The sequence below is a fragment of the Bradyrhizobium symbiodeficiens genome, assembly GCF_002266465.3.
GTDB classification, from domain to species: Bacteria; Pseudomonadota; Alphaproteobacteria; order Rhizobiales; family Xanthobacteraceae; genus Bradyrhizobium; species Bradyrhizobium symbiodeficiens.
Genome location: NZ_CP029427.2, coordinates 334,887 through 352,465 on the forward strand (window position 1 = coordinate 334,887; position 17,579 = coordinate 352,465).

Consider the following 17,579-nt stretch of genomic DNA (forward strand, 5'->3'; position numbering starts at 1 on the left):
GCTTGGAATAATCGTGCGCGCTGGCAAAAGTTGCATCAATACCAGCTACTTGAGCTTGATACGGGTCAAAGCGCCCCGCGCAACTGCGCATTCGCCGCGCCCAGCAGCCAGTCCGGCGAGCCCGCGGGGTCGCAAGCACGGCGCTTCAGCTCGGCGCGGGCGAACAATTCCGCCAGCTTCGGCTCGTTGCCCGAGGCGAGCTGCGTCAGCCGGTTCAGCGTGCAGGCGATCGCCGCACGCCGGGCGGGCATTGTATCGCCCTGGCAGGAGAAGCCGGAGATTTGCAAGCCCGGCTCCTCGTTGCGCTTGAGGTAGCCGAGGCAGGCCGGCGTCCCCTTGTCCGTGCCGATCGGCCGGAACAGGGCGACGGGGCCGAATTTCGTCTCGATCAGACCGGCTTGCTCGAGCGGGGTGCCCGCCCCGAGGCCCATCTGGACGGCGAGGTCCATCGCGACAGGACGGGCCACGTCGAATTCGCCCCCTTCCCGATAGATTTCGAGCTCGGCCAGCGGCTGGTCCGCCGCACTCGTCCAGCGCATGACGTCCTTGCGGCCGCCTTCGGGATGCCGAAGGATGGTGTAAGAGGCTGTTTTTTCTGATGAATTGATCCGGCTCAAAACGAAGGCCGGGTGCGATCGGTCGGCCGTGCTCCAGCCCGGCTTCAGCGCCGGCTCGCCGTCGCGCAGTTCGGGCAGCTGGCCGAGCGCAGCGAGGGCGAGGATGGCAAACAAAGCGAGCGTCCCCACATAGGCAATCAGGCGCGCCAGCGTACCGATCACCTCGTCGGCGAAGGCTGCCAGCGTCAGATAGAGACTGGTCCGGGTGGGGATTGCGGCCGTGCCGGCCTCGAGCGACTGCATCCACGTCCCTCAGGCATGGTCCAACGTTGTCTTGCGGCTGGTTCTCGCATAGAAGCGCTGCTCTTCCTGTTTAAGCGTCAGCTTCGGGAACGGGCTATTTCATCGGAGAGTGAACGATGGGTTACAAAGTCGCAGTCGTCGGCGCGACCGGCAATGTCGGACGGGAAATGCTCAACATTCTCGACGAGCGCAAATTCCCCGCGGACGAGGTCGTGGCCCTGGCCTCACGCCGCAGCGTCGGCGTCGAGGTCTCCTATGGCGACCGGACCCTGAAGTGCAAGGCGCTCGAGCATTACGACTTCTCCGATGTCGACATCTGCCTGATGTCGGCCGGCGGCGAGGTGTCGAAGGAATGGTCGCCGAAGATCGGCGCCGCCGGCGCTGTCGTGATCGACAATTCCTCGGCCTGGCGCATGGACCCGGACGTGCCGCTGATCGTTCCCGAAGTGAACGCGGATGCGACGGCCGGCTTCAAGAAGAAGAACATCATCGCCAACCCGAACTGCTCGACCGCGCAGCTCGTGGTCGCACTGAAGCCGCTGCACGACAAGGCGACGATCAAGCGTGTCGTGGTCTCGACCTATCAATCGGTGTCGGGCGCCGGCAAGGACGCGATGGACGAGCTGTTCTCGCAGACCAAGGCCGTCTACACCAACAGCGAGATCGTCAATAAGAAGTTTCCCGCGCGCATCGCCTTCAACATCATCCCCCAGATCGACGTCTTCATGGAGGACGGCTACACCAAGGAAGAGTGGAAGATGATGATGGAGACCAAGAAGATCCTTGATCCCAAAATCAAGCTCACCGCGACCTGTGTGCGCGTGCCCGTCTTCGTCGGCCATTCCGAAGCCGTCAACATCGAGTTCGAGAATCCGATCACCCCGGATGAAGCGCGCGACATCCTGCGCAAGGCGCCCGGCTGCCTCGTCATCGACAAGCACGAGCCCGGCGGCTACGCCACGCCGTACGAAGCGGCCGGCGAGGACGCGACCTACATCAGCCGCATCCGCGAGGACGCCACGGTGGAGAACGGCCTCGTGCTGTGGTGCGTGTCCGACAACCTCCGCAAGGGCGCAGCCCTCAACGCGATCCAGATCGCGGAAGTCCTGATCAACCGCAAGCTGATCAGCGCGAAGAAGAAGGCGGCGTAAGATAGGCGAATGGGGAGTAGCGAATGGCGAGTGGGGCTTTCCATTCGCTACTCGCCATTCGCTATTCGCCCTCGCGCGCGTTCTTGAATTCCTTGCTCGCCTTGTCGAGCACGAACAGCGATCCCTCCGCGACGCCGAAATAGGCGCCGTGGGTCTGCATCTGGCCGCTGTCGACCGCCTTGCGCACGAACGGGAACGTCATCAGGTTTTCCAGGCTGCGGAACACCGCGGCCTTCTCGATGCGCTCGACGAATTGCGCCATGGTCTCGTGATCGCGCTGCTCGACCACTTCGCCCGGCTTGATGAACATCTGCATCCATTTGCCGATGAAGTCGCCGGGCGTGAGCGGCTCGATCTTGTCGACGAAGGCGCGGATGCCGCCGCATTGCGCGTGGCCGAGCACCACGATGTGCTTCACCTTCAGCACCGTCACTGCGTATTCCAGCGCGGCCGAGACGCCGTGCGCGTTGCCGTCGGGCTGATACACCGGAACCAGGTTGGCGATGTTGCGGACCACGAACAACTCGCCGGGGCCGACGTCGAAGATCACCTCGGGCGAGACGCGGCTGTCGCAGCAGCCGATCACCATCACTTCCGGAAACTGCCCCTTCACGGAGAGCTCGCGGTAGCGGCTCTGCTCGGTCGGCAGCCGCTGGGTGGCGAAGGCCTGATAGCCTTCCAGCAAATGCTTCGGGAATGTCATCATGGCCTATGCCTAATCATATACCGCCGGGGCGAACAAGCCTTTCGAACAGGCAGGCCAGGTGCTATCGGCTCCGGTCGAGAGCCCGTTTGAGGAAACCGGAAGGAACGCTTGCATGACCCGTCCGCGCCGCAGCCATTTGTTCATGCCCGGCTCCAATCCCCGCGCGCTGGAAAAGGCGCGCAATCTTGCCGCCGACGGCCTGATCCTGGACCTGGAAGACTCCGTCGCCCCCGATGCCAAGGCGGCGGCGCGCGACGGCATCGCCGCCGCAATCGCCGCCAAGGGTTTTGGCAAGCGCGAGATTTTGATCCGGACCAACGGTCTCGACACGCCTTGGTGGGCCGACGACGTCGCCATGGCCGCCAAGGCCTCGGCCGATGGCATCCTGGTTCCAAAAGTTTCAAGCGTCGAGGATCTCGATGCGATCGGCGGGAAGCTCGCCGCGCTTGGCGCCGCGCCCACCGTGAAGGTCTGGGCCATGATCGAGACTGCGCGCGCCGTGCTGCACGCCGAAGAGCTGGCCGAGGCGGGGCGCGATCCATCGCGGCGCCTCGCCGGTTTCGTGTTCGGTCCGAACGACATCTCGCGCGAGACGCGCATCAGGATGCTGCCGGGCCGCGCCGCGATGATTCCGATGATCACTCACTGCATCCTGGCGACGCGCGCCCATGGCCTCGAAATCCTCGACGGCCCCTACAGCGACATCGCCAATCCCGACGGTTTTGCCACCGAATGCGCGCAAGGCCGCGATCTCGGTTTCGACGGCAAGACGCTGATCCACCCCTCGCAGATCGACGCCTGCAACGCGATCTTCACCCCGCCCGAAGAGGAGGTCGCCCGCGCGCGAAAAATCATCGCGGCGTTCGAACTGCCCGAGAACGTCTCGCGCGGCGCGATCCGGTTGGATGGGGCGATGGTGGAGCGCCTGCACGCCGACATGGCACGGCGCACAATCGAGATCGCGGACGCCATCGCGGCGATGGGGAAGGGTTGAGGGCGGCAGTCACGCGCTTGATTCGGAAGTGTACCGAGCCAATAGGCGACTGCACGGATACTGCGGTTCTCTCGATGTTCGCAATCCGCGGCTTTTCCCGTTGCGGTAGTGAAAGGGAGTGCTACCCTCCGCCGATGTTTGGTTCGGGGCAGCACTTAATGCGCATCTTTGGGGCGGCGATCCTTCTCGTCACGTCACTTTGGTTCAACCAGTCAGCACTTGCGCAGCAGACCCGAGTTGCACTTGTCATCGGCAACGGCGCCTATGAGAAGGCGCCCGAACTGCCCAATCCGACGGGCGACGCGGCCGACATTGGCCGCGCGCTTGAACGACTCGATTTCAAAGTCACGCAGGTCAGGAACGCGACCGCGCAAGGGATGAGGAAGGCCATCGTCGAATTCGGCCGGTCTGCCGAGGGGGCCGATCTTGCTGTAGTGTTTTACGCTGGACACGGCATGGAAGTCGGCGGCGAGAACTGGTTGATCCCAATCAGCGCAGAGCTGCGCAGCGACACGGACATCGAGAGCGAGGCGATCAGCCTGCGTTCGGTGAGCCTTCAGGTTTCGAAGGCGCGGAAGCTAGGTCTGGTCATACTCGATGCGTGCCGCAACAACCCGTTTGCGGCGAAGATGAAGCGCTCGATCAGCACCAGAGCCGTTGTTCGCGGGCTCGCGCCGACCGAACCCTCTGATAACGTCCTGATAGCATATGCGGCCCGCGACGGTACTACGGCCAGCGACGGCGATGGCCGGAATAGCCCTTTTACGGCGTCGCTTCTTCGCCACATTGAAACGCCCGGCCTCGAAATATCGTTTCTGTTCCGTCGAGTCCGAGACGACGTGATGGCCGCGACCAAGCGCGAACAGCAGCCTTTCGTGTATGGCTCCTTGTCGAAGGAAGAGATTTACCTCAAGCCGCCGGTTGCTAGCGTTGAGGCAACTGCCGCATCAAGACCCGCGCTGGCAGCTCCCGCCGAAGACGAGAAGTTTTGGCTCGCAATCGAAACTTCGACGGTGGCAGGTCTCTATGAGGACTTTCTGGCCAGATATCCCCTGAGCAGCCATGCTGCGGAAGCTTACCAGCGGATCAAAGCTTTCAAGGCCAGTGAAGTGGCAGCACTATCGGCTCCGGTTGGCTCGCCGAGATCGGACGCGAGCGAGCGCCAAGGGGCAGATTCCAAGCCCGTCGATCGAAACCTGTTTATGTCCGGGGATCGGCAAAAAGTTGCTGCCATCGCAACAGCGCAGCAACTGGTTTTGCCCAGCTTCACCATCTCACCTGATGTTCCGCTCAATAATGATTCCAAGTTTGTCGGTGTGTGGTCCAACAAGCGCGGGTGGACGAACGGCAGGGGACGGTACGCCATGCTGATCATCACGGACGTTTCCGCTACCAGCTTGGCGAGAGGATACTACCTTTGGGGACCGCCCACGAAGTCATCATGGGCGAAAGATGAGGCGGGATACCGGCCGTTCTCTGAGTATATTATAGACAAGAAGTTCTCCATTGGCGGGACGCCAGTCGCTGTCAGACTGGAGAAGAACACCCTTGTTCTCTCTTCCTTCAAAAAGGGCAATCCATCTGAGACGGCGAGTATAGAACTTCGACCGACTTGGCAGCTTGCGCGGGTGCCTGAGGATGTTCAGCCTTCAACAAAACGCGAGAAAGCTTCGCAGCCTCATGCCGCGAAAGAGGGAAACAACGCCAAGTCGCACGCTCCAGCTGGTGCGGGCGGTGCCAATATGGAAGAGCGCTATCGTGCCTGCAAAAAACTCGTGAAAGGATTTGCGCAGCGAGAGGCCTGCGCGCGAACTGGCGTGATCTAGCGATTTCAATAAATCGAGCTCTCGATGCCACGTTGCTCCAGCATCTTCGGCGTGCTTGCCGTCGCCGGCCCGGATCGTCGAGAGGTTTCTGGAATTAAACGCGACCTGTGTGATCTCAGAGATGGCGCATTACTGCCTGCGTCTCGCATTCTTCAACGTCTCGGATGGCAGCTCACCGATGACCCGCCGATATTCGGCTGCAAAGCGGCCAAGGTTCTGGAAGCCGCATTTGAACGCCACGGCCAGCACGCTGGTTTGGTCGTCGGGTCGTCGCAACAGCTCCGCCGCGCGATCGAGCCGAATGCGCCGCGCGAACTGGCCGGGCGATCCCCGTCCGGCATCGGAGAATTCGCGGAAAATCGTCCGCACGCTCACATTGGCGATCTCGGCGATCTTTTCCAGATCGAGCGGTTCGTCCCAATGCGCCGCGACATAGGACTCCACGAGATCGACCACACTCCGATTGGCGCCGGGCGGCGCGCGGTGAAGCCGGTCCGTGAAGCTGTGCGGATGCGCCAGAAGAATTCGCACCATCAGCGCCCGCTCGAGCTCGGCGATGGCTATGGGCGCGTAATCCTGCCCGAACCGTTCCAGCTCCTCGGCAAATCTGAAGACGTCCTGGCGCACATGCGCCATCATCGCCGGATCGGCCTTGCCGTCGACGAAATGCAGCTTCGTGCTGCCGTCGTCGCCGACCAGGCTCTTCGCCAGACGCTCCAGTGCGGCGGCATCCATCCTCAGCACCAGTTGCCGGTAGCCCGGCGCAAAGTCGAGATCGAGCCTGGCGTCGCCGCAGATCATCGGGCTCCAGGCCCCGATCGGCCGGCTATGTCCGTTGGTCCTGAAGCCCGCGGCTCCCTGAATGGAGAAGAACTGGCGGAGGATCTGTGATTTCGGAAAGGACAGTGACGCTGCACCATCGTAGGCGCAGAAGGCGAGGCCGATCGAACTCAAGCGGACAAGATTGGCCTGGATACCGAACTCGCGGTCATGCGTCTCGAACCGATCGGCGCCATACGCTGCGAACAAGCGGTCGCGCGCGAACTCGCTGTCGCGCGACCGAAGCAGGGAATAGCGGTCGAGGTAGGAGACGGCGCCCAAATCAGAATCCTCAAAGGCTCAAAATTACTGAATCCGAATCTCGGCGCTACCAATTGGAGATTGCACGGAACGACCAGTGGCGTGGGCGATCTCCGCCGAAGCGTGCAACTGCACCGAATTATTGGTCACTGCGACAAAATGCCTGAGCACTTCGCGCGGGTGCGAGATCCATCCTATTGGCCTGCAGATTGGCCGCGCCCCGGCGCTTTGCCGAATACCGATAGCGATTTTAGCGTTGCCTTCGCAGTTCAAGGCCTGCGGCCCTGCGGAGGTGGCCGCGCGTCGTTGTCAGGTTAATCGCGCTGGCAAAATCCGGCTGTTGTGTCTTCGATCGGACAAATACTCTGATAATTCGCTTCAGATACCTGCTCCTACGCGTGGATGCGTGCCGGATGAGATTCGGACCGCACGGCATCCGGGCGAGACGATGAATGCTGAAGCCGCTCCGGGCGATTACGCCGCGAGCGTAATGTCAATTTTGGAGCAAAAGAAATGTTCGGTCGCAAATCCCACGGCGATGCTCAGGCGCAGATCGATGCGATCGGCCGCTCGCAGGCAATGATCGAGTTCAACATGGACGGCTCGATCATCACAGCCAACAAGAACTTCCTGGACGCACTTGGATACCGCCTGGAGCAGATCCAGGGCAAGCACCACTCCATGTTCGTGCCGGTCGATCAGCGTGACGGCGCCGAGTACCAGGCGTTCTGGGCTGCCCTGCGCCGCGGCGAATTCCAGGCGGCCGAGTTCAAGCGCATCGCGAGTGGCGGCGGTGAGGTCTGGATCGAAGCGTCCTACAACCCGGTGCTCGGCAACGACGGCAAGCCGGTCAAGGTGATCAAGATCGCGACCGAGATCACGGCGAAGAAGCTTCGCAGCATGGCCGATGCGTCCAAGCTTGCCGCCATCAACCGCGCCCAGGCCGTCATCGAGTTCAAGCTGGATGGCACCATCGTCACCGCCAACCAGAATTTCTGCGACGCGCTCGGTTATTCGCTGGCCGAGATCGAAGGTAAGCATCACAGCCTTTTCATCCCCCAGGCAGACCGTGACAGCGCGGCGTATCGTGAATTCTGGGCGAAGCTCAATCGGGGTGAGTACCAAGCCGGCGAATTCAAGCGCATCGGCAAGGGCGGCAAGGAGGTGTGGATCCTTGCGAGCTACAACCCCGTGATGGACGATACCGGAAAGCCCTTCGGCGTGGTCAAGTTCGCCACCGACGTCACAGCGGAGAAACTGAAGACCGCAGACCTCGCCGGCCAGATCGCGGCGATCGACAAGGCCCAGGCCGTGATCGAGTTCAACATGGACGGCACGATCATCACTGCCAACGCCAATTTTCTCGGTGCGCTCGGCTATTCGCTGGCTGAGATCAAGGGCCATCATCACAGCATGTTCGTCGATCCTGCGGAACGCGACGGCGTCGCCTATCGCGAGTTCTGGGCCGCGCTCAACCGCGGTGAATACCAGGCGGCCGAATACAAGCGCATCGGCAAGAGCGGCAAGGAGGTCTACATCCAGGCCTCCTACAATCCGATCCTCGATCTCAACAGCAAGCCATTCAAGGTCGTGAAATATGCGACCGACACCACGCAACAGGTGCTGGTCCGCATGGGCAATGAGCGCGTCCGCGCCATGATGGAATCCGTCGCTGCCGGCTCGGAAGAGCTGAACGCCTCGGTGCGAGAGATCTCCGAGGCCATGACCAAATCGCGCCAAACTGCCAGCAGTGCGGTCGATCAGGTCGCCGCCGCCGACGCCCAGGCGCAGCGCCTCACTGAAGCGGCGCTGGCGATGAGCGGGATCGTCGAGCTCATCAACAACATCACCGGGCAGATCAACCTGCTCGCGCTCAATGCCACGATCGAATCGGCGCGCGCGGGCGAAGCGGGTCGTGGCTTCGCGGTGGTGGCCTCGGAGGTCAAGAGCCTCGCTAACCAGGCCAAGCAGGCCACCGACAAGATCGGCGCCGAGATCGGCAGTCTCAACGGCATCTCCGGCGACGTCGTCACCGCCCTGGCTTCGATCAAGACGGCCATCAACAACGTCAGCGAATATGTGACGTCGACGGCCGCGGCAATCGAGGAGCAAAGCACCGTGACCAACGAGATGTCGACCAGCATGCAGCGCGCCGCAGCGGAAGCCGCCGCGATGGCCGCTAGTGCCTGATCTTTGCGCGGACCTGGAGAGCTGTCCGTTTCGCCCGCTGTCGCAGAAATCCGCTCCCGTCAGCGATGCGCATGGTCCGCGCGATCGAGCGACTCCAGCATTGACGCATTGCGCAGTAGCCGTGCGGGAATCAAAAGGCGATGCAGCGGGCGCGCCGGGGACGCGCCCGCTTAGTAACCCAATCGCGCCTCGCTCAGATTGTCTGGCCGCCAGACACCTCGATCCGCTGCGCCGTGATCCAACGATTGTCGGGACCGAGCAGACTCGCAACCATCGGTCCGATATCGTCGGGCAGACCGACGCGGCCCAGTGCGGTCATCTGCGCAAATTGGTTGTTCAAGTCCGGCATGTCCCGAACCGCGCCGCCGAGAAAATCGGTTTCGATCGCACCCGGCGCGACGACGTTGGCCGTGATGCCGCGTCCACCAAATTCCTTGGCCAGGTAGACGGTCAGAACCTCGACGGCGCCCTTCGCGGCCGCATAGGCCGAGAAACCGGGGAAAGACACGCGCGTCAGCCCGCTTGAGAAATTGATGATCCGGCCCTTGTCGGCCAACAGCGGCAACAAGGCCTGCGTCAGGAAGAACGGCCCTTTGACATGGGTGTCGAAGAGGGCGTCGAACTGCTGCTCTGTCGTCTCGGCGAAGGCAGCCATTTCTCCCTGGCCCGCATTGTTGACGAGGTGATCGAACGTCTCGGCGCCCCAATGGTTCGTCAGCGCCGACCGGACCTTGGCGACGAAGTCGGGAAAGGTCGAGATGGAGGTGACGTCAAGCTCGATCGCGACGGCCTTTCGACCGAGCGCTTCGATCTCTGCGACGACGTCGCGTGCTGCGGCGACCGCGCTGCGATAGGTCACGATCACATCGCCGCCGTGACGTGCGATGGCGATGGCGGTGTTGCGGCCAAGGCCGCGGCTGGCGCCGGTGACGAGAGAAATGGTGGGCATCGGAAATTCCTCGAAGCGTTGCGGTGATCTCCGTTTGCCCGCGATCGATCGTCCGGTGTTGCCGGATCCTCGGAGTGTCTTGCCCAACATTCCAGAATGCGGCGACGGCAGACTTGCCCAAAACTCCTGATTTTCTGCCTGAACGGCCGGTGCCGATTGCTTGGGCGCCGGGTTCGGCCTAAAATTGGCGCGTGACTGAAACGCTGCTCCAGATCGCCAGTCGTTATTCCGTGGCTCACGCCGACGACAAGGGCGTCGCCTCCACGCCCTTCGCCGGCGTCTCGATCATCCGCGAGACCGCGCCGAGTGCGCTCCTGTACGCGATCTCCAGGCCTCTGGTCGCAATCGTCCTGCAAGGCGCCAAACGTGTGGCGACCGGCCGGACGTCCTTCGACTTCGGTGCAGGCGATTCCTTATTGATTGCGAGTGATGTGCCGACGGTCAGCCAGATCATGCGCGCGACGGCGGCCGCGCCCTATCTTTCGCTCGTCGTCGAGCTCGACCCCACAATCATCGAGGGGCTGGTGGTCGAGATGGGTTCGCTCCCGTTCATTCCGTCCCGGCCGCTGCGGGTCGAGCCGACGGAGCAGGAACTCGCGGACGCGGCGCTCCGGCTGTTGCGCCTGATCGACCGTCCCTCGGCCTTGCCGATCCTGCACAGCCAGCTGATGCGAGAGCTGCATTATTGGCTGCTGGCCGGCCGCCACGGCGGGGCCATCAGGGCGCTCGGAATTGCCGATAGCCATGCACAGCGGATCGGCCGCGCGGTTGCGATCATCCGTGCCGGCTATGCCAAGCCGTTGCGCGTCGATCGATTGGCCAAGGCCGCGGCGATGAGCCCGTCGGCATTTCACGCGCACTTCCGGAGCGTCACTTCGCTGACCCCGCTACAGTTTCAGAAACAGCTTCGCCTGATCGAAGCCCGCCGCGCGATGCTGGCCGACGGTACGCAGATCGCGACCGCAGCTCATCAAGTCGGCTACGAAAGCGTCACGCAGTTCACGCGGGAATATTCCCGGTTGTTCGGTATGCCGCCTGGGCGCGACATGCGCGAGGCGAAGCGGCGTATTGAGCCGGCGGCTTGAAGAGTTCTCCAATGGCGACCGTTGACAGACTCTACATCCTCGACGGCGGCATTGCAGAGGTCATGGACGGTTCGATCTATTCTCCGGGCATCAATGTCGGCGTCCCCATGACGCTGAGCTGCAATGCCTACCTCGTCAGTCATCGTGGCGAATGGCTGATCTGGGATACGGGAATCGAGGATGAGCTATCGAAGCATCCGCAAGGACGCATCATCGCGCATGGCATACGCGGCATCGTGCGTCGTCCCATCGCTGACCAACTGGACGAGATCGGAGTGCGGCCCCGCGACATCAGCACGATCCTGCTTTCCCATGCGCATTTCGATCATATCGGAAATGTCGATCTGTTCGAAAATGCAAGATGGATTGCTCAGCGGGCCGAATTCGAGGCCATGTTCGGACCGGAGCCTGAAGAATTCGGCTATTCGCTACAGCACTACAAGGCGTTGAAGGAGCGGCCTTACGAGATCGTCGATGGCGACCACGACGTATTTGGCGACGGCGCCGTGCGCATGATCTTCACGCCGGGCCACACCCTCGGGCATTGCTCGCTGATGGTGAGGCTACCGCGGCGCGGCGCCGTGCTGCTGAGCGGCGACGTCGCGCACAATCGTGAGAACCTCCGGCACATGCGCGTGCCGTCCTTCAATGCCGATCCGCAGGCAACGGTCGCTTCCATGACCAAAGTTGTCGACCTGCTTCGTTCCGAGAATGCCGAAATCTGGATCAATCACGATACGGCACAGAGCGACAAGCTGCCTCACGCGCCAGAATGGATCGTGTAAGCGCGCGCGTTACCGCGGCGCGACGTCGGCGCGATCGAGCGACTCCAGCGTCGACGCGTTGCCGCAATAGCCGTGATAGTTCTCCGCGGCGGTGCCGTCGGCGAGATCGCGGTCGCACCGTGCCTTGTGAGCGCAAAGCGAACAAACCCGCTCCATGTCGCGGAGCAACAGCGGCTGCGCGCGACCGAGTCCGTCCGCGTTGATGCCGAGCTGTTCGAGCATCATCGGCAGCTCGTCGGCAGAATGCTTGCCGTGACGGACCAGCTCCTCGAGATCGTCAGGCGCGATCCGCAGGTCGTTCGCGATCCGGTCGAAATCGCCGCGATCGAGCCGCCGGATCTCGTTCAGCTCGCGGCGATGCTTCAGCCAGCTCGCAAAGGAGTCGATGAGGTCCTGGACGATGGGATAAGGCCTGCTTGCGGTGCTCATGCGAAGCTCCATTGGAACGGCGGAATTGAAGCAAGATTAGGCACAATGGTGCAGGTGCGCGTTGCGCTGGATCAAATTGGAATCCTGTGTCCCGGACGCGCTGCAGCGTGTCGGTGACGGGTGCAACGTGATCGCCTGTGAGGAGCAAATCCTTCCACATCGTCATGGCCGGGCTTGACCCGGCCATCCACGCCTTACCGGGCAGCGCGAAGAACGTGGATGCGCGGGACAAGCCCGGGCATGACGACCTCTTACGACGCTTCCATGCGATTGCCCCAGGCAGCTACGCGAACCTCTCCGACGCCCAGGCATACAGGCTGCCCGGTATCGGCTTCTCGCCGCCGCGGCCCTTGGGCGAGATGTGCAGGCCGATGATCTCGGGGTTGGTGACGAGGCCGAGATAGCTCGAGGGATCGAAGAACAGTTTTGGCTCGGCATGCACCGCGTAGAACGATTGCTTCGGCAGCGCGCAGGCGAGTTCGCCGGTGCGGCGCGCGAGTGCGGTGAGGGCCGCGGGCCCGAAGATCGCGACGCGGATATCCGCAAGACGGCTCGAGCCGCCGCGCAGACGGCGCATCATGAAGGTGATGCGATGGCGGACCGACAGCCAGTTCGGCGTCAGCTCCTCCTGCTCCATCAGTTCCTCGAAGGCAGCGACGATGCCGTGCCCAGGCGGCAGGTAGATCACGGAATTGCCGAGCTGGCGCGGCCGTTCCCAGGCAAAGTAGGGCTTCGCCGGATCGATCTCGACGGGTTTGAGCAGCAGCACGTCGGCGTCGAGCCAGAGGCCGAGGCCTTTCGCCATCAGCTTCATGCGGAAGAAATCGCTGAACTGCAGCGTGGTCCAGTCGCGCCAGCTTCCATCCGCTTGCGGCGGCCGCAAGCGCTCCGAGAACGCGTGCGGCAGGATCGCTTCGGCGTCCGCGTTGGCGATGCCGGCGGGCAGGCCGGGAATGGTGTCGAAGCTGTAGACCGTAACCTTGTGACCGGCCGCCAGCTGCGAGCGCAGACAGGTCTGGCGCAGCGCATCCATCGGGCCGTGCCAGAAGGTGACGATCTCGGGCAGCATATGCGGAAGCTATAATATTCAGAGCAAAGAAAAAGCCCCGGCGCCGACAGCACCGGGGCTCGAATGAAGACGCGAGCTCAGGCCCAGGCGCGTTCGCGCTTGAGCTTGTCCTCATAGGTGTCGATCGAGGACTTCTTCTCCATGGTGAGACCGATGTCGTCGAGGCCGTTGATCAGGCAGTGCTTGCGGAACGGATCGATCTCGAACTTGACCTTGCCGCCGTCGGGGCCGCGGATCTCCTGGTTCGGCAGGTCGATCGTCAGCGTCGCGTTGGCGCCGCGCTCGGCGTCGTCGAACAGCTTGTCGAGGTCTTCCTGGCTGACACGGATCGGCAGAATGCCGTTCTTGAAGCAGTTGTTGTAGAAGATGTCGCCGAACGAGGTCGAGATCACGCAGCGGATGCCGAAGTCGAGCAGCGCCCAGGGCGCGTGCTCGCGGCTCGAGCCGCAGCCGAAATTGTCGCCGGCCACCAGCACCTTCGAATTGCGATAGGCGGGCTGGTTCAGCACGAAATCCGGGTTCTCGCTGCCGTCGTCCTTGTAGCGCTGCTCGGAGAAGAGCCCCTTGCCAAGGCCGGTGCGCTTGATCGTCTTGAGGTACTGCTTCGGAATGATCATGTCGGTGTCGACATTGATGATCTTCAGCGGCGCCGCGACGCCTTCCAGCGTGGTGAACTTGTCCATGGTTGCGATTTCCCGGGTGGTTCTTGGGGAACTTGTATCTATCGCGATCGGGGCCTGAATCCTAGGCCGAATTCGGCAGATCTACTCTGCCTGAGCCTCAATCGCTTCCATATCGTCGTCGGACAGGCCGAAATGGTGGCCGATCTCGTGAATCAGGACGTGGCGGACGATGTGGCCGAGGCTCTCGTCGTGCTCGGCCCAGTAATCCAGGATCGGCCGGCGGTAGAGCCAGACCATGTTGGGCAGCCGCGCCACATCGCCGAAACTCTGCTGCGGCAGGCCGACGCCCTGGAACAGGCCGAGCAGGTCGAACTCGCTCTCGCACTCCATCTCGTCCATGACCTCCTCGGTCGGGAAGTCGTCGACGCGGAGGATCACGCCCTCGCAGAGAGCGCGAAACTCCGCCGGCAGGCGATCGAAGATCTCATGCGCCGTCGCTTCCATCTCGGCCAGCGAGGGCGCTTTCAATTCCGTCCACATGGGGTTTCTCTTAGCGCGGGTTTCCCGCTGATGCATCCCGCTTTATAAAGCGCGGCGAGGTTGACGGGCGCCGCCAAAACGGGGAGCGTGGGCCTCGATTGAGGGTTTCGGGTGGGCAATAAAATGCGAGCAAAAACAGCGCTGACGCTACTGTGCATGGGGTTGTTTTCGCAATTTTGGGGTGGCGCCGAGGCCCAGACGGCGGGGGGCCCCGAGATCCGCCTCGCCCAGGCGGCCCCGCCTGATGCCCGGCCGCGAAAGCGGCCCCCGCCGCGCTTGCGCGTCACGCCCTATTACAGCCCTGACGGCGTCTATCCGCGCTACAATCCGGGCCCCAATGCCGTCCGCGAATGCAACGCGACCTATGTCCAGGAATTTCGGCCGAGCGGCACGGTGATCGTGCCGCGTGTGAGCTGCTTTTGGCGCCCCGGTTAGCGTTGATACGACGCCGGCGCGCAGCACAGGAGCCTCAAGGAGGCGTCATGGCGAAATGGTTTGCATTGGCCGTTGCCATCGCGCTTGCCGCTAGTCTGCCTCGTGCTTTCGCTGCGCAAAGGGTGACGATTCCAGAGGCCTCGGCCGGCATCGCGGTTTTCGATGTGCGACACGCGCGAACCCGCGGCATGGTGCGGCCTGTCGTGCGCCGTGATCCACGCTATTACGCACGGCCGGTCTTCTATCGTCCCTATCCCTACGGAGTTCCCGCGCCGTTCGTGTTCGGCTACGGCCCCTTCTGATGACGTCGCAGCGCGACGCCGTTCATTCATGAGGCATTCACGTCGGCGTCCCTAGCGTGCCCTCGGGTGCGACTGCAAATGAACAGGGATGACGCGTGCCGGGAACGAGCATCGCCACTCCGCTGTCCAATATCCAGGGAGAAGTCCATGCTGAAGAGTTTGGGTCTCAGGGCAGGCCCGGTGCACCTGCTCGGGATTGCGGCCGCCGCGACGCTGATGCTATCGGCCGGAACCGCGCGTCGTGCCGAAGCGCTGAGCTTGATCAATCCGGCGTCGTCACAAGCGGCCAAGGGCGCGAGTGAGGCTGCGAGCGACGGCCTCGTCACCCAGGTTCGCCACGGCGGCGGTGGTCATGGCGGCGGACATTTTCACGGCGGCGGCTTCCGCGGTGGCGGCGGACACGTCGGCGGTTTTCGCGGCGGTGGATTCCATGGCGGCCATATCGGCGGCTTCCGCGCCGCGCCGGCCTTCCACGGCGGCGGCTATCGCTACGGCGGGCTTCACCGCTATGGTGGCGTTCACCGCTACGGCGGATTCCATCGCTACGGGATCTATCGGCCTCATTACGGCCACCGCCACTTCCACCGGCGCTATTATTACGGCGGCTATTATCCCGCTTACCATCACGCGCGCCGCTGCCGGGTGATCTGGACCTATTACGGCCCGCGCCGCATCTGCCGCTGGCATCGCTGGCACCATCCGTACAGGTACTATTGATAGGCACGATGAAAGTACAAAGGGCGCCTCAGCGGCGCCCTTTGTCTATCCGGCGACTAAAGCCAATCCTTCAGCTTCCACGACAAAGCTTTCCACGGCATCAAATTCTCGACCTTCCACTGCTTGAACATCGCGGGCGGCCAGCGGCTGAGCTTCGAGGTCTCCTCGACCTCCGGCTTGGCGACGATGCGCAATCGTGGCGCGCGCCGGCGGTGCTGCCGCGTGGCTTCACCGATCAGGTCGACATATTCGGGCTTGTTGGCCATTGGCGCGCGTCCTCGCGAAAACCTCGCGAGGACGAGAGTGTCGGGCGATCGTTTAACGGCGGTTTTCCGCGATCGCTACAATTGCAAGGATCGGCTTAGCGCCAGTCCCTGACGTCGACGAAGTGACCCGCGATCGCCGCCGCCGCCGCCATTGCCGGCGACACCAGATGGGTGCGGCCCTTGAAGCCCTGGCGTCCTTCGAAGTTGCGGTTCGAGGTCGAGGCGCAGCGCTCTCCCGGGGCCAGCTTGTCCGGGTTCATCGCGAGGCACATCGAGCAGCCCGGCTCGCGCCATTCGAAGCCGGCCTTGAGGAAGATCTTGTCGAGACCCTCGGCTTCCGCCTGCTCCTTCACGAGGCCGGAGCCCGGCACGACCATGGCGTTGACATGCGCCGAGACGGTCTTGCCTTCGGCGATTTTCGCAGCAGCGCGCAGATCCTCGATGCGGCCGTTGGTGCAGGAGCCGATGAAGATGCGGTCGAGCTTGATGTCGGTGATCTTCGTTCCCGCCGTCAGGCCCATGTACTTCAGCGCGCGATGCTTGGAGAGGCGCTTGGCCTCGTCCGCGATCTGGTCGGGATCGGGCACGATGCCCGTCACCGAGATGACGTCCTCAGGCGAAGTGCCCCAGGTCACGATCGGCGGCAGTTTTGCGGCGTCGAGGCGCAGCTCGTGATCGAAATGCGCGCCTTCGTCGGACCGCAGCTTTTCCCAGTAGCGCATCGCCGCATCCCAGTCCGCACCCTTCGGCGCCTTCGGGCGGCCGCGCAGGAAGTCGTAAGCCTTCTGGTCCGGTGCAACGAGGCCGGCGCGGGCGCCGCCTTCGATCGACATGTTGCAGACCGTCATGCGGCCTTCCATCGACAGCGCCTGGATCGCATCGCCGGCGTATTCCAGGACATAGCCGGTACCGCCCGCGGTGCCGATCTCGCCGATGATGGCGAGGATGATGTCCTTGCCCGTCACGCCGTCAGGCAGCTTGCCGTCGACGGTAACGCGCATGTTCTTTGCTTTTTTCTGGATCAGCGTCTGCGTCGCCAGCACGTGCTCGACCTCGGAGGTGCCGATGCCGTGCGCGAGCGCGCCGAACGCGCCATGCGTCGAGGTGTGGCTGTCACCGCAGACGATGGTGGTGCCGGGCAGGGTGAAACCCTGCTCGGGGCCGATGACGTGGACGACGCCCTGGCGCTTGTCGAACTCGTTGTAATATTCGATGCCGAATTCCTTGGCGTTCTCGGCCAGCGCCTTGATCTGCTCGATGCTTTCAGGATCGGGATTCGGCTTGGTGCGATCGGTGGTCGGCACGTTGTGATCGACGACGGCGAGCGTCTTCTCGGGTGCGTGGACCTTGCGGCCGGTGGCGCGCAGGCCTTCGAACGCCTGCGGCGAGGTCACCTCGTGCACCAGATGGCGGTCGATATAGAGCAGGCAGGTGCCGTCCTCGGCCTCGTGCACCAGATGGTCGTTCCAGATCTTGTCGTACAATGTGGTCGGCTTGGACATGAGCTTGAGCTCCGAAAGAATGTTGAGTCAGCGGATAGGCGCGCGCGGCGCGCGGGCAACAAATCGTCAG

The 17,579-nt window shown here is 62.9% G+C and carries 19 protein-coding genes; 9 read left to right on the forward strand and 10 right to left on the reverse strand.

Annotation, left to right across the window (positions count from 1 at the left end; all coding sequences use genetic code 11):
- Window positions 1–65: 65 nt before the first annotated feature.
- Window positions 66–860, reverse strand: a complete 795-nt coding sequence (locus tag CIT39_RS01610; protein ID WP_094972701.1) for a hypothetical protein — start codon at window positions 858–860, stop codon at window positions 66–68.
- 116 nt (window positions 861–976) lie between these two features.
- Here CIT39_RS01610 and CIT39_RS01615 point away from each other — a divergent pair, with 116 nt between their 5' ends.
- Entirely contained in the window at window positions 977–2,011 is a 1,035-nt protein-coding gene (locus tag CIT39_RS01615; RefSeq protein WP_094972702.1) for an aspartate-semialdehyde dehydrogenase, read from the forward strand.
- 61 nt (window positions 2,012–2,072) lie between these two features.
- On the opposite strand, the gene CIT39_RS01620 is transcribed toward CIT39_RS01615, so the two are convergent.
- Window positions 2,073–2,717, reverse strand: a complete 645-nt coding sequence (locus tag CIT39_RS01620) for a carbonic anhydrase (RefSeq protein ID WP_094972703.1) — start codon at window positions 2,715–2,717, stop codon at window positions 2,073–2,075.
- Between the two features lie 112 nt (window positions 2,718–2,829).
- Here CIT39_RS01620 and CIT39_RS01625 point away from each other — a divergent pair, with 112 nt between their 5' ends.
- Entirely contained in the window at window positions 2,830–3,711 is an 882-nt protein-coding gene (locus CIT39_RS01625) for an HpcH/HpaI aldolase/citrate lyase family protein (protein ID WP_094972704.1), read from the forward strand.
- Window positions 3,712–3,869: 158 nt separating this feature from the next.
- Entirely contained in the window at window positions 3,870–5,537 is a 1,668-nt protein-coding gene (locus tag CIT39_RS01630; protein WP_162308841.1) for a caspase family protein, read from the forward strand.
- Between the two features lie 129 nt (window positions 5,538–5,666).
- On the opposite strand, the gene CIT39_RS01635 is transcribed toward CIT39_RS01630, so the two are convergent.
- Window positions 5,667–6,638: an AraC family transcriptional regulator gene (locus CIT39_RS01635; protein WP_094972706.1), complete on the reverse strand. Its 972-nt coding sequence runs from the start codon at window positions 6,636–6,638 to the stop codon at window positions 5,667–5,669.
- Window positions 6,639–7,130: 492 nt separating this feature from the next.
- Between CIT39_RS01635 and CIT39_RS01640 the strand changes: the two genes are divergently transcribed.
- Entirely contained in the window at window positions 7,131–8,807 is a 1,677-nt protein-coding gene (locus CIT39_RS01640) for a methyl-accepting chemotaxis protein (RefSeq protein WP_094972707.1), read from the forward strand.
- A gap of 193 nt (window positions 8,808–9,000) precedes the next feature.
- On the opposite strand, the gene CIT39_RS01645 is transcribed toward CIT39_RS01640, so the two are convergent.
- Window positions 9,001–9,756 (reverse strand): SDR family NAD(P)-dependent oxidoreductase, encoded by a 756-nt coding sequence (locus tag CIT39_RS01645; RefSeq protein WP_094972708.1) that lies wholly within the window; start codon window positions 9,754–9,756, stop codon window positions 9,001–9,003.
- A gap of 191 nt (window positions 9,757–9,947) precedes the next feature.
- On the opposite strand from CIT39_RS01645, the gene CIT39_RS01650 reads away from it, so the two are divergent.
- Complete coding sequence (locus CIT39_RS01650; protein WP_094972709.1) at window positions 9,948–10,841, forward strand: AraC family transcriptional regulator; 894 nt, start codon at window positions 9,948–9,950, stop codon at window positions 10,839–10,841.
- An 11-nt stretch (window positions 10,842–10,852) separates the two neighbouring features.
- Complete coding sequence (locus CIT39_RS01655; RefSeq protein ID WP_094972710.1) at window positions 10,853–11,626, forward strand: N-acyl homoserine lactonase family protein; 774 nt, start codon at window positions 10,853–10,855, stop codon at window positions 11,624–11,626.
- 9 nt (window positions 11,627–11,635) lie between these two features.
- On the opposite strand, the gene CIT39_RS01660 is transcribed toward CIT39_RS01655, so the two are convergent.
- From CIT39_RS01660 to CIT39_RS01675, 4 genes are all read right to left on the reverse strand, one after another.
- Entirely contained in the window at window positions 11,636–12,055 is a 420-nt protein-coding gene (locus CIT39_RS01660; protein WP_094972789.1) for a hypothetical protein, read from the reverse strand.
- Window positions 12,056–12,338: 283 nt separating this feature from the next.
- Entirely contained in the window at window positions 12,339–13,124 is a 786-nt protein-coding gene (locus CIT39_RS01665) for a glycosyltransferase family 32 protein (protein WP_094972711.1), read from the reverse strand.
- Between the two features lie 77 nt (window positions 13,125–13,201).
- A complete protein-coding gene (gene leuD / locus CIT39_RS01670; protein ID WP_094972712.1) occupies window positions 13,202–13,807 on the reverse strand; it encodes a 3-isopropylmalate dehydratase small subunit in 606 nt (201 codons plus the stop codon).
- Between the two features lie 81 nt (window positions 13,808–13,888).
- A complete protein-coding gene (locus CIT39_RS01675; protein ID WP_094972713.1) occupies window positions 13,889–14,287 on the reverse strand; it encodes a metallopeptidase family protein in 399 nt (132 codons plus the stop codon).
- A gap of 156 nt (window positions 14,288–14,443) precedes the next feature.
- On the opposite strand from CIT39_RS01675, the gene CIT39_RS01680 reads away from it, so the two are divergent.
- The 3 genes from CIT39_RS01680 to CIT39_RS01690 all read left to right on the forward strand — a co-directional run bounded on the left by CIT39_RS01680 (window position 14,444) and on the right by CIT39_RS01690 (window position 15,741).
- Window positions 14,444–14,722 (forward strand): hypothetical protein, encoded by a 279-nt coding sequence (locus tag CIT39_RS01680; protein ID WP_162308953.1) that lies wholly within the window; start codon window positions 14,444–14,446, stop codon window positions 14,720–14,722.
- A gap of 47 nt (window positions 14,723–14,769) precedes the next feature.
- Complete coding sequence (locus tag CIT39_RS01685) at window positions 14,770–15,024, forward strand: hypothetical protein (protein WP_094972715.1); 255 nt, start codon at window positions 14,770–14,772, stop codon at window positions 15,022–15,024.
- Between the two features lie 147 nt (window positions 15,025–15,171).
- Entirely contained in the window at window positions 15,172–15,741 is a 570-nt protein-coding gene (locus CIT39_RS01690) for a hypothetical protein (RefSeq protein ID WP_094972716.1), read from the forward strand.
- 56 nt (window positions 15,742–15,797) lie between these two features.
- On the opposite strand, the gene CIT39_RS01695 is transcribed toward CIT39_RS01690, so the two are convergent.
- Window positions 15,798–16,007 carry a hypothetical protein gene (locus CIT39_RS01695; protein WP_094972717.1) on the reverse strand — a complete coding sequence of 70 codons (210 nt, stop codon included), beginning with the start codon at window positions 16,005–16,007 and terminating at the stop codon, window positions 15,798–15,800.
- A 95-nt stretch (window positions 16,008–16,102) separates the two neighbouring features.
- Window positions 16,103–17,509 (reverse strand): 3-isopropylmalate dehydratase large subunit, encoded by a 1,407-nt coding sequence (leuC, locus tag CIT39_RS01700; RefSeq protein ID WP_094972718.1) that lies wholly within the window; start codon window positions 17,507–17,509, stop codon window positions 16,103–16,105.
- Window positions 17,510–17,579: the final 70 nt, after the last annotated feature.

Coding starts and splice junctions, on each gene's coding strand:
- leuD (WP_094972712.1), bottom strand. CDS start 13,807: ATGGACAAGTTCACCACGCTGGAAGGCGTCGCGGCGCCGCTGAAGATC.
- CIT39_RS01680 (WP_162308953.1), top strand. CDS start 14,444: ATGGGGTTGTTTTCGCAATTTTGGGGTGGCGCCGAGGCCCAGACGGCG.
- CIT39_RS01620 (WP_094972703.1), bottom strand. CDS start 2,717: ATGATGACATTCCCGAAGCATTTGCTGGAAGGCTATCAGGCCTTCGCC.
- CIT39_RS01645 (WP_094972708.1), bottom strand. CDS start 9,756: ATGCCCACCATTTCTCTCGTCACCGGCGCCAGCCGCGGCCTTGGCCGC.
- CIT39_RS01640 (WP_094972707.1), top strand. CDS start 7,131: ATGTTCGGTCGCAAATCCCACGGCGATGCTCAGGCGCAGATCGATGCG.
- CIT39_RS01690 (WP_094972716.1), top strand. CDS start 15,172: ATGCTGAAGAGTTTGGGTCTCAGGGCAGGCCCGGTGCACCTGCTCGGG.
- leuC (WP_094972718.1), bottom strand. CDS start 17,509: ATGTCCAAGCCGACCACATTGTACGACAAGATCTGGAACGACCATCTG.
- CIT39_RS01610 (WP_094972701.1), bottom strand. CDS start 860: ATGCAGTCGCTCGAGGCCGGCACGGCCGCAATCCCCACCCGGACCAGT.
- CIT39_RS01695 (WP_094972717.1), bottom strand. CDS start 16,007: ATGGCCAACAAGCCCGAATATGTCGACCTGATCGGTGAAGCCACGCGG.
- CIT39_RS01615 (WP_094972702.1), top strand. CDS start 977: ATGGGTTACAAAGTCGCAGTCGTCGGCGCGACCGGCAATGTCGGACGG.
- CIT39_RS01665 (WP_094972711.1), bottom strand. CDS start 13,124: ATGCTGCCCGAGATCGTCACCTTCTGGCACGGCCCGATGGATGCGCTG.
- CIT39_RS01675 (WP_094972713.1), bottom strand. CDS start 14,287: ATGTGGACGGAATTGAAAGCGCCCTCGCTGGCCGAGATGGAAGCGACG.
- CIT39_RS01655 (WP_094972710.1), top strand. CDS start 10,853: ATGGCGACCGTTGACAGACTCTACATCCTCGACGGCGGCATTGCAGAG.
- CIT39_RS01660 (WP_094972789.1), bottom strand. CDS start 12,055: ATGAGCACCGCAAGCAGGCCTTATCCCATCGTCCAGGACCTCATCGAC.
- CIT39_RS01625 (WP_094972704.1), top strand. CDS start 2,830: ATGACCCGTCCGCGCCGCAGCCATTTGTTCATGCCCGGCTCCAATCCC.
- CIT39_RS01630 (WP_162308841.1), top strand. CDS start 3,870: ATGCGCATCTTTGGGGCGGCGATCCTTCTCGTCACGTCACTTTGGTTC.
- CIT39_RS01685 (WP_094972715.1), top strand. CDS start 14,770: ATGGCGAAATGGTTTGCATTGGCCGTTGCCATCGCGCTTGCCGCTAGT.